The sequence below is a fragment of the Mycobacterium parascrofulaceum ATCC BAA-614 genome (genome assembly GCF_000164135.1).
GTDB classification, from domain to species: Bacteria; Actinomycetota; Actinomycetes; order Mycobacteriales; family Mycobacteriaceae; genus Mycobacterium; species Mycobacterium parascrofulaceum.
On the sequence record NZ_GG770555.1, the window covers coordinates 63,383 to 76,346 of the forward strand.

The following is a 12,964-nucleotide window of genomic DNA, read 5'->3' on the forward strand; positions in this document are numbered from 1 at the left end:
GCCCCGGCGGCCACGCACGCGTCCAGGGCCACGCCGTCGCTGCCCAGGTACGCGGCGACGATGTCGACGCGCGGCGCCCGCGCCGCGCTCAGATCCCCCAGCTGCGGCCGCGTCTTGGAGCCGGCCAGCGTGACACCGCCGTTCACGGTGCCGATCAGCTCACCGGCGAAGCCGCTCAGGTCGTCGGTCGCCACCTTGTTCAGACCCAACGGCTGCAGCACCCGGCCGGCGAAACACACCAGCACCCCCAGGCCGCGGGCGGCGGGGCTGCCCGCCACCGCCAGCGCCGCGCGCAGGTTGGCCGGGCCGTCGGCATCCGGGGCGTCCGCGCCGCGCATCGCGCCGGTCAGCACCACCGGGACGTCCCCGGCGTGGGTGAGCTCGAGCCACAGCGCGCTCTCCTCCATGGTGTCGGTGCCGTGGGTGACCACCACACCGTCGGCGCCGCCGTCGACCGCCGCCCGCACCGCGCCGCGGATCCGGTCCCAGTCGGCCGGCACCAGCCGGGAACTGTCCAGCGCCAACACGTCGACCACGTCGACGTCGAGCCCGGCGGCCAGCTCGGCCGCCCCGTACGCGGGCCGGTGCACGCCGTCCGCGCCGGTGCCGGTCGATATCGTGCCTCCGGTGGCGATGACGGTGAGCCGGCCCATGGGGAGATCATCGCGCACGCCAACCATGAACACCGGCCGGCCCGCGTCCGCGGTGGGGGATGATGTGAGAGTGCCCGAGGAACCCACCCGATCCACCGAGCCCGCGACCTCCACCGACCACGCCGAGGGCGGCGCGGCCACCGGCCCGCGGCGGCCGCCGCGGCGGCTGCGGCTGTTGCTGTCGGTCGCGGCGATCGTCCTGGCCCTGGACATCGTCACCAAGGTGCTCGCGGTCAAACTCCTGCCACCCGGGCAACCGGTGCCCATCATCGGCGACACGGTGACCTGGACGCTGGTGCGCAATTCCGGGGCCGCGTTCTCGATGGCGACCGGCTACACCTGGGTGCTCACACTGATCGCGACCGGCGTGGTGGTCGGCATCTTCTGGATGGGGCGCCGGCTGGTGTCGCCGTGGTGGGCGGTCGGGCTGGGCATGATCCTGGGCGGCGCCATGGGCAACCTGGTCGACCGCTTCTTCCGGGCGCCCGGCCCGCTGCGCGGCCACGTCGTGGACTTCCTGTCGGTCGGCTGGTGGCCGGTGTTCAACGTCGCCGACCCCTCCGTGGTCGGCGGCGCCATCCTGCTGGTGGTGTTGTCGATCTTCGGCTACGACTTCGACACCGTGGGCAGGCGGAAGGCCGACCGGGGCCGATGACCGACCGTTCCATGCCGGTCCCCGAGGGGCTGGCGGGCATGCGCGTGGACGCGGGGCTGGCGCGCCTGCTGGGGCTGTCCCGCAGCGCCGCCGCCGCCATCGCCGAAGACGGCGGCGTGGAACTGGACGGAGTGCAGGCCGGCAAGTCCGACCGGCTCACCGGCGGCGCGTGGCTGCAGGTGCGCCTGCCCGAGGCGCCGCCGCCGGTGGAGAACACCCCCGTCGACATCGAGGGCATGACGATCCTGTACTCCGACGAGGACATCGTTGCGGTCGACAAGCCGGCCGCGGTGGCCGCGCACGCGTCGGTGGGCTGGACCGGGCCGACGGTGCTCGGCGGGCTGGCCGCCGCCGGCTACCGGATCACCACGTCCGGCGTGCCCGAGCGGCAGGGCATCGTGCACCGGCTCGACGTCGGCACCTCCGGGGTGATGGTGGTGGCGCTGTCCGAGCGCGCCTACACCGTGCTCAAGCGGGCGTTCAAGCAGCGCACGGTCGACAAGCGCTATCACGCGCTGGTGCAGGGACATCCGGACCCGTCGAGCGGGACGATCGACGCGCCGATCGGGCGGCACCGCGGCGGCGAGTGGAAGTTCGCGGTCACGACCAACGGCCGGCACAGCCTCACCCATTACGACACCATCGAGGCCTTCACCGCGGCCAGTTTGCTCGACGTGCACCTGGAAACCGGTCGGACACACCAGATCCGGGTGCACTTCTCGGCGCTGCACCACCCGTGCTGCGGTGACCTGGTCTACGGGGCGGACCCGAAACTGGCGAAAAGGCTTGGGCTGGAACGGCAATGGCTGCACGCCCGGTCGCTGTCGTTCGCCCATCCGGCCGACGGCAGGCGGATGGAGATCGTCAGCCCCTATCCGGCGGACCTGCAGCACGCGCTCGACGTGCTGCGCGCCGAGGGCTGATCAGTCTGATGGTCGTGACCCGTCCCCCAAGCTTCGCTGGGGGTGCCCCCAGCGCCCGGCTTCGCCGCGCTTGCGATCACTCAGCCGGCTTGCGCGCCTCGACCAGGAGCCGGACCGAGTGCGCGACGAACGGACCGTCGGCCTCGATGCGCTGGTGCAGTGCCCGCAGCCGCTCCCGGTAGGCGTCGACCGTGAAGTCCGGGACCGTCCAAATCACCTTGCGCAGGAAGTAGATAACGGCGCCGACGTCGAAGAACTCGGCCCGCATCCGCTCCATCCGCATATCGACGACGTCCATCCCGGCGGCCTCGGCCCGGGCGCGCTGAACGTCGGGGTGCAGCTCCGCCCATTTCTGCGGCTGGGGCCCGATGAAGTATTCGACCAGTTCGGCCATCGTCGCGGGCCCGATCTGCTGGGCGAAGTAGGTGCCGCCGGGCCGCAGCACCCGGGCGATCTCGGGCCAGCGCACCTCGATCGGGTGGCGGCTGGTCACCAAGTCGAACGCCGCGTCGGCGAACGGTAGCCGCGGCTCGCCCCCGGTCACCACCACCACCGCGCCGCGGGGGTGCAGGCGCTGGGTGGCCAGCGCGGCGTTGGGCGGCCAGGATTCCGTCGCGGCCATCGTCGGCGGAAACGTCTCGGCGCCGTCGAGCACCTCGCCGCCGCCGGTGTCGAGGTCGCAGGCGGCCGACACGTTCGCCAGCCGTCGGCTCATCTGACGCTGGTAACCCCACGACGGGCGTTCTTCGGTGGCGCGCCCGTCCAGCCAGGAGAAATCCCACCCCTCGACGGGTGCCGCGTCGGCCTCGGCGACGAGGTCGTCGAATGTGCGACCCATGCCGAGCATGCTAGGCGCCGGTCACGGTGCCCGGCAGACGAGCGTGGTGCCGTTCAAGTCGAGCTTGACCTCGCCCTGGTGCTCCCAGTACTCGGAGCCCTGCCGGCCGTACCGGGCGCCGCTGCCGGACGGCTCCTGGAACAGGATCTCCTGGTTGCCCTTCCAGTTGAGCACCGCCGCAGGCGGGTCGAATTCGTTGTAGAACTGCGCGGTCAGCGGCCCGGCGTCGGCGGGGCACTGGTAGGTGACGAGGGGCGGGCTCAGGGTGCCGGGGTCGGCGATGGCCAGCTCGACCAGCCGCGTCTGGTAGGCCTCGGCCAGGCAGGTGCCCGGTTGCGGGTTCTGCGCGCAGCCGTCGCGGGCGGCCGCCCAGGTGTTCTGCGCGGCCGTCAGCGCGGCCTGGTCCGCGCCGGGCCGGGCCAGCGCCTGCTGGTAGGCGGCCTGCAGGCGGTGGTCGAGGTCGGTCAGGTGGGGTTCGCCGCACACCAGTTGCTGGGCGGCGTTGGCGGGTTTGCCGCAGTCGAGCGCCGCCGCGGTGGACGGGGCAGGGGCGGTGCTGGTGGTGGTCGTCGTGGTGGTGGCGGCCGGCGGCGGGGCGGTCTTCGCGCCGCAGGCGCCCAGCGCCAGGGCGGCGACGATGAGGGCGAGCAGTCGCATACCTGCTGACTACCGGTTGTGGCCCGCGCCCCGGGCGCGACACGCCGAGATTGCCGCCAGGGTCGTGGTGGCTGCCACCACCACAGCCGCCACTGCACTCTCGGTGAACGGATCAGACCGTGGCCGTGTTGGGCTCGCCCGTCGCGATCTCGGGTGCCAGCGGCGCGATCGCCCCGATGATCTCGGTCACGGTTCCCGACGGCACGCCGGCCGCGGCGAGCGCGTCGGACAGGTGGCCGGCCACCAGGTTGAAGTGGTGCATGGTGATCCCGCGGCCCCGGTGCACCTGCCGCATCGGCGCGCCGGTGTAGGGCTCCGGCCCGCCGAGGGCGGCGGCGAAGAACTCCACCTGCTTGCCCTTGAGGCGGTTCATGTTGGTTCCGGTGAAGAAGCCGCAAAGTTGGTCGTCGGCAAGCACGCGGGCGTAGAAGTCCTCGACCACGACTTCGATCGCCTCGCGCCCGCCGATCCGGTCGTAGACGGCGACCGGTTGCGGTCTGCGGAAGCGCGCCAGAATTTTCATAATCCCGATTGGAACATTTCGGCGTTGCCTGGCCGTTAGTTCGCCATCTCACGCGGATGTCTTTGCGTAACAAGCGGATTGCCCATTCCTGACGGCCGCGTCCGCGCAGGCGTGAGACGCGCGCCCCGCTTTACATGCCCGAAATCCGCATCGGGCCGGGCCGGTGATGTCTTAGGTTGGCTTAATGACTCGCGTCACATCATTCACACAGCCCCACAAGGCGGTCGTGGTCAACGGGCAGGCCGGTTGCGGTCGGGGGGCCGACATCATCAGGAGCGAAAGCCGATGAATCTGGGTGACATCACGAACCTGGTCGAAAAGCCGCTCGCGAATTTGGTGGAGAAGCCGATCGCGGCGGTGTCCCACCTCGTCAACACCCCCAACTCCGCGGGACGCTACCGCCCGTTCTATCTGAGAAACCTGCTGGACGCGGTGCAGGGCCGCACGCTGGACGAGGCCGTCGCGGGCAGGACCGTCCTGATCACGGGGGGATCGTCGGGCATCGGCGAGGCCGCCGCCAAGCGGATCGCGGAAGCGGGCGGCACGGTGGTGCTGGTCGCGCGGACCCGGGAGAACCTGGAGAAAGTCGCCGCCGAGATCGAAGGCAACGGCGGCACCGCCCACGTCTACCCGTGCGACCTGTCCGACATGGACGCGATCGCCGCGATGGCCGATCAGGTGCTGGGCGACCTGGGCGGGGTCGACATCCTGATCAACAACGCGGGGCGCTCGATTCGGCGCTCGCTGGAGCTGTCCTACGACCGGATTCACGACTACCAGCGGACGATGCAGCTGAACTACCTGGGCGCCGTGCAGCTCATCCTGAAATTCATCCCGGGCATGCGGGACCGCGGGTTCGGGCACATCGTCAACGTCTCCTCGGTCGGCGTGCAGACCCGCGCCCCGCGGTTCGGCGCCTATATCGCCAGCAAGGCGGCCCTGGACAGCCTGTGCGATTCGCTCCAGGCCGAAACCGTCAACGACGGCGTCAAGTTCACCACGGTGCACATGGCCCTGGTCCGCACGCCGATGATCAGCCCGACCACGCTCTACGACAAGTTCCCGGCGTTGACGCCGGACCAGGCGGCCGGGGTGATCGCCGACGCGATCGTGCACCGGCCCCGGCGGGCCAGCTCGCCGTTCGGGCAGTTCGCCGCCGTCGCCGACGCCGTGAACCCGGCGGTGATGGACCGGGTGCGCAACCGCGCGTTCGCCATGTTCGGCGACTCGGAAGCCGCCAAGGGCGACGAATCGCCAAGCGAATCACCGCAATTCGACAAACGCAGCGAGACGTTTGTGCGGGCGACGCGCGGGATACATTGGTGACATCATGAGCCTTCCGAAACCCGACATCGCGACCACCGTCGTCATCACCGGCGCCTCGTCCGGCATCGGCGCCGAACTGGCCCGCGGGCTGGCCCGCCGCGGCTTCCCGCTGCTGCTGGTCGCGCGGCGCCGGGAGCGCCTCGACGAACTCGCCACCGAGGTGGGCCAGGAGTACTCCGTGGCCGTCGAGGTGCTGCCGCTGGACCTCGGCGACCCGAACGGCCGCGCGAAGCTGGCGGACCGGCTGCGCGCCGAGCCGATCGCCGGGCTGTGCAACAGCGCCGGGTTCGGCACCAGCGGCGTCTTCCACGAGCTGCCGCTGGAACGCGAAAGCGAGGAGGTCACCCTCAACGCGCTGGCGCTGATGGAGCTCACCCACGCGGCCCTGCCCGGCATGATCGAGCGCGGCGCCGGCGCGGTGATGAACATCGCGTCCATCGCCGGCTTTCAGCCGGTGCCCTACATGGCGGTCTACTCGGCGACCAAGGCCTTCGTGCAGACGTTCTCCGAAGCCGTGCACGAGGAGCTGCACGGAACGGGGGTCTCGGTCACGTGTTTGTGCCCGGGGCCGGTGCCGACCGAGTGGGCCGAGATCGCCAACGCCGAGCGGTTCAGCATCCCCATCGCGCAGGTGTCGCCGCGCGACGTCGCCGAGGCGGCGATCGCCGGGATGCTGGCCGGCAGGCGCTCCGTGGTGCCCGGCGTCGTACCCAAGGTCGTGAGCACCGGCGGCCGGTTCGTGCCGCGCAGCCTGCTGCTGCCCGGCATCCGGATCGGCAACCGGTTCCGCGGGGGACCCAACCGCTGAGTTTCGCTGGGCTGGGGCACCCCCCGCTGGCGAGTGTCACGCCAGCGTGGCATTGAGCATCGAGTGTCACGCCAGCGTGGCATTCACCGGGGAGCAAGGAGGAATCGCGTGGCCGCAGTTGACCTGACCGCCGACGTACCGATGAGCCCGCAGGAGATGTGGGACCGCGTCTCCGACCTGTCGGACCTGGGTGACTGGCTGGTGATGCACGAGGGGTGGCGCAGCGACCTGCCCGACGAACTCGGCGAGGGCGCCCAGGTGGTGGGCGTGGCCCGGGCCAAGGGCTTCCGCAACCGCGTGACGTGGACGGTCACGACGTGGGACCCGCCCCATCAGGTGGCGCTGTCGGGGTCCGGCAAGGGCGGCGCCAAGTACGCCGTCACGCTCTCCGTACAGGCCGCCGAAGAGGGATCGACGCTGGGCCTGCGGCTCGAGCTGGGTGGGCGTCCGCTGTTCGGGCCGGTCGGTTCGGCGGCGGCGCGGGCCGTCAAGGGCGACGTGCAGAAGTCGTTGCAGAACTTCGTCGAGCTGTACGGATAAAACGGCTCGACACACTTCGCGACACGCCCGAAACCCGTCGGTCCTCGGTCATAGACTGGCGTCCCTATGAACCAGTCGTCGTCGTTCGTGCACCTGCATAACCACACCGAGTACTCGATGCTGGACGGGGCCGCGAAGATCACGCCGATGCTGGCCGAGGTGGAGCGGCTGGGGATGCCCGCTGTCGGGATGACCGACCACGGAAACATGTTCGGCGCCAGCGAGTTCTACAACGCGGCGACCAAGGCCGGGATCAAGCCGATCATCGGCGTCGAGGCGTACATCGCGCCCGGTTCGCGCTTCGACACCCGCCGCATCCAATGGGGTGACCCCGGCCAGAAGTCGGACGACGTCTCGGGCAGCGGCTCCTACACCCACCTGACGATGGTGGCCGAGAACGCGACCGGGCTGCGCAACCTGTTCAAGCTGTCCTCGCTGGCCTCGTTCGAGGGCCAGCTGGGCAAGTGGTCGCGGATGGACGCCGAGCTGATCGCCGAGCACGCCGAGGGCATCATCGCCACCACCGGGTGCCCGTCGGGTGAGGTGCAGACCCGGTTGCGGTTGGGGCACGACCGCGAGGCGCTGGAGTCGGCCGCCAAGTGGCGCGAGATCTTCGGCGCCGACAACTACTTCCTCGAGCTGATGGACCACGGGCTGTCCATCGAGCAGCGGGTCCGCGAGGGCCTGCTAGAAATCGGCCGCAAGCTCGGCATCCCGCCGCTGGCGACCAACGACTGCCACTACGTCACGCGCGACGCCGCCCACAACCACGAGGCGCTGCTGTGCGTGCAGACCGGCAAGACGCTTTCGGACCCCAACCGGTTCAAGTTCGACGGCGACGGCTACTACCTGAAGTCGGCGGCCGAGATGCGCCGGCTCTGGGACGACCAGATTCCCGGCGCGTGCGACTCGACCCTGTTGATCGCCGAGCGGGTGCAGCCCTACGACGACGTGTGGGCGCAGCGCGACCGGATGCCGATCTTCCCGGTGCCCGAGGGGCATGACCAGGCGTCCTGGCTGCACCACGAGGTGATGGCGGGACTGCGGCGGCGTTTCCCGTCCGGCGTCGGCCAGGACTACATCGACCGGGCCGAGTACGAGATCAAGGTCATCTGCGACAAGGGCTTCCCGTCCTACTTCCTGATCGTCGCCGACCTGATCAACTACGCGCGCTCGGTCGACATCCGGGTGGGGCCCGGCCGCGGTTCGGCGGCCGGGTCGCTGGTGGCCTACGCGCTGGGCATCACCAACATCGACCCCATTCCGCACGGCCTGCTGTTCGAGCGGTTCCTCAACCCGGAACGCCCGTCGGCGCCCGACATCGACATCGACTTCGACGACCGGCGGCGCGGCGAGATGGTGCGCTACGCCGCCGACAAGTGGGGCCAGGACCGGGTGGCCCAGGTCATCACCTTCGGCACCATCAAAACCAAAGCGGCGCTGAAGGATTCGGCGCGAATCCACTACGGGCAGCCCGGCTTCGCCATCGCCGACCGGATCACCAAGGCGTTGCCGCCGCCGATCATGGCCAAGGACATCCCGCTGTCGGGCATCACCGACCCGGAGCACGAGCGGTACAAGGAGGCCGCCGAGGTGCGCGGCCTGATCGAGACCGACCCCGATGTCCGCACCATCTATCAGACCGCGCGCGGGCTGGAGGGTCTGATCCGCAACGCCGGCGTGCACGCCTGCGCCGTGATCATGAGCAGCGAGCCGCTGACCGAGGCCATCCCGCTGTGGAAGCGGCCGCAGGACGGCGCCATCATCACCGGCTGGGACTATCCGTCGTGCGAGGCCATCGGCCTGCTGAAGATGGACTTCCTGGGCCTGCGCAACCTGACGATCATCGGCGACGCCCTGGAGAACATCAAGGCGAACCGGGGGGTCGACCTCGACCTGGAATCGGTGCCGCTGGACGACGAGCCCACCTACGAGTTGCTGGGCCGCGGCGACACCCTGGGGGTGTTCCAGCTCGACGGCGGGCCGATGCGCGACCTGCTGCGCCGCATGCAGCCCACCGAGTTCAACGACATCGTCGCCGTGCTGGCGCTGTACCGCCCCGGCCCGATGGGCATGAACGCCCACAACGACTACGCCGACCGCAAGAACAACCGGCAGGCGATCAAGCCGATCCACCCCGAGCTCGAGGAGCCGCTGCGCGAGATCCTCTCGGAGACTTACGGTCTGATCGTCTACCAAGAGCAGATCATGTTCATCGCCCAGAAGGTCGCCTCCTACACGATGGGCAAGGCCGACGCGCTGCGCAAGGCCATGGGCAAGAAGAAGCTCGAGGTGCTCGAGGCGGAGTACAAGGGCTTCCAGGAGGGCATGACCGCCAACGGCTTCTCCGAAAAGGCGGTGAAGGCGTTGTGGGACACCATCCTTCCCTTCGCCGGGTATGCGTTCAACAAGTCGCACGCCGCCGGCTACGGCCTGGTGTCCTACTGGACCGCCTACCTCAAGGCCAACTATCCGGCCGAATACATGGCCGGCCTGTTGACCTCGGTGGGCGACGACAAGGACAAGGCCGCGGTCTACCTGGCCGACTGCCGCAAGCTCGGCATCACCGTCCTGCCGCCGGACGTCAACGAGTCCCTGGTGAACTTCGCCTCGGTGGGCCAGGACATCCGGTTCGGGCTGGGCGCGGTGCGCAACGTCGGCGCCAACGTGGTCGGCTCGCTGATCAAGACCCGCAACGAGAAGGGCAAGTTCACCGACTTCTCGGACTACCTCAACAAGATCGACATCTCGGCGTGCAACAAGAAGGTCACCGAGTCGCTGATCAAGGCGGGCGCGTTCGATTCGCTGAGCCATGCCCGCAAGGGCCTGTTCCTGGTGCACACCGACGCCGTCGATTCGGTGCTGGGCACCAAGAAGGCCGAGGCGATAGGGCAGTTCGACCTGTTCGGCGGCTCCGATGGCGAGGCCGGCTGCACCGACTCCGTCTTCACCATCAAGGTCCCCGAGGACGAGTGGGAAGACAAGCACAAGCTGGCCCTTGAGCGCGAGATGCTCGGCCTGTACGTGTCGGGGCACCCGCTCAACGGCGTGGCGCACCTGCTGGCCGCGCAGACCGACACCCAGATCCCAGCCATTCTCGACGGCGACGTCCCCAACGAGAGCCAGGTGCGGGTCGGCGGCATCCTGGCGTCGGTCAACCGGCGCGTCAACAAAAACGGAATGCCGTGGGCCTCCGCACAACTGGAGGACCTCACCGGCGGCATCGAGGTGATGTTCTTCCCCCACGCCTATTCCACCTACGGCGCCGACATCGCCGACGACACGGTGGTGCTGATCAACGCCAAGGTGGCCATCCGCGACGACCGCATCAGCCTGATCGCCAATGAGCTTGTGGTGCCGGACTTTTCCAACGCCCAGCCGAACCGGCCGATCGCGGTCAGCCTGCCCACCCGGCAGTGCACCATCGACAAGGTCAGCGCGCTCAAGCAGGTGCTGGCCCGGCACCCCGGCACCTCCCAGGTGCACCTGCGGCTCATCAGCGGGGACCGGATCACCACCCTGGAGCTGGACGCCTCGCTGCGGGTGACGCCCTCGCCGGCGCTGATGGGCGACCTCAAGGAGCTGCTCGGCCCCGGCTGCCTGGGCAGCTAGTTCGCTGGAAGCCCGGTGCGCGGCCAACCGCACACTCGAGGCGGAGTGCGCGGCCAGCCGCACCCTCGCGGGGCGGCTAGGCGGACAGGCCCAGCGCCGCCTCATGGTCGTGGGTGGGAACGATCGTCACAACGTGCCGCGCCAGGTGCAGTCGCGGCAACGTCTTGAAGGCTTCGCCGCGGTCCTCGTCCACGAGAACCCCTGGATAGCTTGATTTTTGGCGTACCTTCTCGATCTGCAACCGGTGCCAGGCCGCGTCGCCCGCGATCAGGACCCACCCGTCCCCGGTGTGGGCGAGGACCCCGACGCTGCCCGGGGTGTGTCCGGCGAGGTCGACCAGCAGCACCGAGCCGTCGCCGAACACGTCGTGGCTGCGGGTGAAGGTGAGCACGGACGGGCCGTCCAGCTCGTAGTCCACCACGGGCCGGTCGCGCAGCGAATCGCGGACGCCGCCGACCGGAGCGACGGGACCGGAACCGATCCAGTCCCGCTCGGTGCGGTGCAGGTGCACGGGCAGGCCCGGCAGGTCCAGCAGGCCGGACACATGGTCCCAGTGCGCGTGCGTCGGCAGGGCGAAGTCCAGCGCCGGCGGCTCCGGCAGCTGGTGCAGGGCCGTGATCGTGGGCACGGTGTCGGCGGGCGGGCGGACCGCGACGCGCAGCACCGCGGGGAGCTGGGCGATCGCGCGGCGCTCGACGTCACGGCACACCGCCGGGTCGACGATGAACGTCGCCTCCGGATGGCGGACGACGAATGAGGTCATCGCGTTGTCGACACGGGCCGGCGTGAACGTGCCCTCGACGATCGCCGCGGTCGGCACCGAGCGCGGCACCTGGGGCAGCGCGGTCACCGTCACGGTGCGCCGGGGCGTCGGCAATCCCGCGTCGGCGACGCTGCGCAGGAACCGTTGATCGGGCCGCTTCGGGCGTGCCGCGCCCCAGAGCAATCCCGTTGCCGCCGAGCAGCATTGGCGTAGCGTGGGGGAGCGGACCGGGTCGGGTCTCATGGCATCTCCACCCGGACGATGACGCTGTCGGGCCATACGCCGCGATCGCGGGCGCGGGCCAGCTTCTCGCGCACGCACAGGTCTTGGTGAACGTTGGTGACACCCGGGACCTTGATCAGCGGCACGATGTTCCACTGCCAGCCATAGCGGTCGCGCAGGACGCGGTTGGCCCGCTCGGCCTCGGCGCCGGAAAGGACCGTCGCGCGGCCGGCCACCGCCGAAGCGCCCGGACGCACCCGCCCGCGATGGTCGCACGCCGTGAGCTCGACGCCGGGGTGCGAGGTCAGCCGCCTGGTCTTCGGCCCCACCTTGGTGCGGAACACCAGCGCGTCGCCGTCCAGCCCGAACCAGATCGGGGTGTCGACGGGGGTGCCGTCGCGGCGGAACGATCGGAGCAGGGCGTAGCGCGCCGCGCGCAGCCCGTCGAGTGAATGTGTGTGCATCGCCCCAGTCAACGACTTAGAGTTAGCTCTAAGTCAAGCGCCGAAGGAGGCCCGATGCTGACGATCGGCGAGGTGGCGCGCCAGGCCGGGGTCGCGGCGACCACATTGCGGTACTACGAACAGATCGGCCTGGTGCCGGCGCCGGGACGGCGGGGCGGTCAGCGCCGCTACGACGAGTCGGTGCTGGCCCGGCTCGAGGTGATCCGGCTGTGCAAGTCGGCCGGCTTCGCGCTGGAGGAGATCCAGCTGCTGTTCGCCGACGACGCCCCCGGCCGTCCGGCCAGCCGTGCGCTGGCCGAGGCCAAGCTCGCCGAGATCGATGCGCAGCTGGAGTCGCTGGCCCAAGCGCGCGCCGTGATCGAGTGGGGCATGCGCTGTACGTGTCCGTCGATCGACTCGTGCACGTGCGGAATTCATACCGCGGTGCCCGCCTGAGCAAAGGAGATTCATGACCAAACCGATTGCCGTGCAGAACTTTTCGCACATCTGCATCGGGGTCTCCGACATCGAGGCGTCGCGCGAGTTCTACACCGCGGTGCTGGGCATGGACGTCGTGTTCGACGTCCAGCTGGAGGGGGCCGGGCTCGATGCGGTGACCGGCGGGGCCGCGCAGCGCGGCCGAATGGTCGGCGGTCTGATCGGGGCCGCCATGGTCGAGCTGCTGTCGTTGGGAGCCGTCCCCGAGTGCCCCCGCGGGCCCCACCTGGGCTACACCAACGTCTCGTTCCGGGTCGACGACCTCGACGCCGCCTACGACGCCGTCCGCCGCGGGCATCCCGGCGTGCGGGCTGAGCCGCCCGTCGACATCGGCGGGGTGCGGATGTTCTTCATCTACGATCCCGACGGCACCCCCATCGAGCTGCTGGAGCTGCCCGCCGGCATATCGAGCACGTTGCAGCTCTGGCGCCCGGATCCGGCGTGATCGGTTCCGTGCCGGTAACCGCGGACGTACGCTCACGAAGGCAGAGCCGAGAGGACAC

General features: G+C 70.0%; 14 protein-coding genes. 8 read left to right on the forward strand and 6 right to left on the reverse strand.

All coding sequences use genetic code 11. The features are described 5' to 3' along the window. Positions 1-653 (reverse strand): asparaginase domain-containing protein (locus HMPREF0591_RS15920; RefSeq protein WP_040623208.1); only part of this gene is annotated, 653 nt, incomplete at its 3' end. 70 nt (positions 654-723) lie between these two features. Between HMPREF0591_RS15920 and lspA the strand changes: the two genes are divergently transcribed. Continuing rightward, complete coding sequence (lspA, locus tag HMPREF0591_RS15925) at positions 724-1,308, forward strand: signal peptidase II (protein ID WP_040623210.1); 585 nt, start codon at positions 724-726, stop codon at positions 1,306-1,308. Then, the gene (locus HMPREF0591_RS15930; RefSeq protein WP_007169630.1) at positions 1,305-2,231 is read left to right on the forward strand and encodes an RluA family pseudouridine synthase; all 927 of its coding nucleotides are present in this window, start codon (positions 1,305-1,307) and stop codon (positions 2,229-2,231) included. The genes lspA and HMPREF0591_RS15930 overlap by 4 nt, the downstream gene beginning before the upstream one ends. 76 nt (positions 2,232-2,307) lie before the next feature. Here HMPREF0591_RS15930 and HMPREF0591_RS15935 read toward each other — a convergent pair whose 3' ends face one another. The 3 genes from HMPREF0591_RS15935 to HMPREF0591_RS15945 form a co-directional block, all read right to left on the reverse strand. Next, positions 2,308-3,069: a class I SAM-dependent methyltransferase gene (locus tag HMPREF0591_RS15935; protein WP_040623211.1), complete on the reverse strand. Its 762-nt coding sequence runs from the start codon at positions 3,067-3,069 to the stop codon at positions 2,308-2,310. A 21-nt stretch (positions 3,070-3,090) separates the two neighbouring features. Next, positions 3,091-3,726 (reverse strand): lysozyme inhibitor LprI family protein, encoded by a 636-nt coding sequence (locus HMPREF0591_RS15940; RefSeq protein WP_007169632.1) that lies wholly within the window; start codon positions 3,724-3,726, stop codon positions 3,091-3,093. A gap of 112 nt (positions 3,727-3,838) precedes the next feature. Next, complete coding sequence (locus HMPREF0591_RS15945; RefSeq protein ID WP_007169633.1) at positions 3,839-4,249, reverse strand: group I truncated hemoglobin; 411 nt, start codon at positions 4,247-4,249, stop codon at positions 3,839-3,841. A gap of 285 nt (positions 4,250-4,534) precedes the next feature. Between HMPREF0591_RS15945 and HMPREF0591_RS15950 the strand changes: the two genes are divergently transcribed. The 4 genes from HMPREF0591_RS15950 (at position 4,535) to dnaE (ending at position 10,535) form a co-directional block, all read left to right on the forward strand. Next, positions 4,535-5,575: an SDR family NAD(P)-dependent oxidoreductase gene (locus HMPREF0591_RS15950; RefSeq protein ID WP_007169634.1), complete on the forward strand. Its 1,041-nt coding sequence runs from the start codon at positions 4,535-4,537 to the stop codon at positions 5,573-5,575. 4 nt (positions 5,576-5,579) lie between these two features. Next, the gene (locus HMPREF0591_RS15955; RefSeq protein ID WP_007169635.1) at positions 5,580-6,383 is read left to right on the forward strand and encodes an SDR family NAD(P)-dependent oxidoreductase; all 804 of its coding nucleotides are present in this window, start codon (positions 5,580-5,582) and stop codon (positions 6,381-6,383) included. 108 nt (positions 6,384-6,491) lie between these two features. After that, the gene (locus HMPREF0591_RS15960; protein WP_007169636.1) at positions 6,492-6,923 is read left to right on the forward strand and encodes a type II toxin-antitoxin system Rv0910 family toxin; all 432 of its coding nucleotides are present in this window, start codon (positions 6,492-6,494) and stop codon (positions 6,921-6,923) included. A 66-nt stretch (positions 6,924-6,989) separates the two neighbouring features. Continuing rightward, positions 6,990-10,535 (forward strand): DNA polymerase III subunit alpha, encoded by a 3,546-nt coding sequence (gene dnaE, locus HMPREF0591_RS15965; RefSeq protein WP_007169637.1) that lies wholly within the window; start codon positions 6,990-6,992, stop codon positions 10,533-10,535. Positions 10,536-10,611: 76 nt separating this feature from the next. Here the strand turns inward: dnaE and HMPREF0591_RS15970 are convergent, their stop codons facing one another. Beyond that, positions 10,612-11,541 (reverse strand): MBL fold metallo-hydrolase, encoded by a 930-nt coding sequence (locus HMPREF0591_RS15970; protein ID WP_007169638.1) that lies wholly within the window; start codon positions 11,539-11,541, stop codon positions 10,612-10,614. Then, positions 11,538-11,984 (reverse strand): PPOX class F420-dependent oxidoreductase, encoded by a 447-nt coding sequence (locus HMPREF0591_RS15975; protein WP_007169639.1) that lies wholly within the window; start codon positions 11,982-11,984, stop codon positions 11,538-11,540. The genes HMPREF0591_RS15970 and HMPREF0591_RS15975 overlap by 4 nt, the downstream gene beginning before the upstream one ends. A gap of 54 nt (positions 11,985-12,038) precedes the next feature. Between HMPREF0591_RS15975 and HMPREF0591_RS15980 the strand changes: the two genes are divergently transcribed. Both HMPREF0591_RS15980 and HMPREF0591_RS15985 read left to right on the forward strand, forming a co-directional pair. Next, positions 12,039-12,419 carry a helix-turn-helix domain-containing protein gene (locus tag HMPREF0591_RS15980; protein ID WP_007169640.1) on the forward strand — a complete coding sequence of 127 codons (381 nt, stop codon included), beginning with the start codon at positions 12,039-12,041 and terminating at the stop codon, positions 12,417-12,419. A gap of 13 nt (positions 12,420-12,432) precedes the next feature. Continuing rightward, entirely contained in the window at positions 12,433-12,906 is a 474-nt protein-coding gene (locus HMPREF0591_RS15985; protein WP_007169641.1) for a VOC family protein, read from the forward strand. The last annotated feature ends 58 nt before the right edge of the window (positions 12,907-12,964 follow it).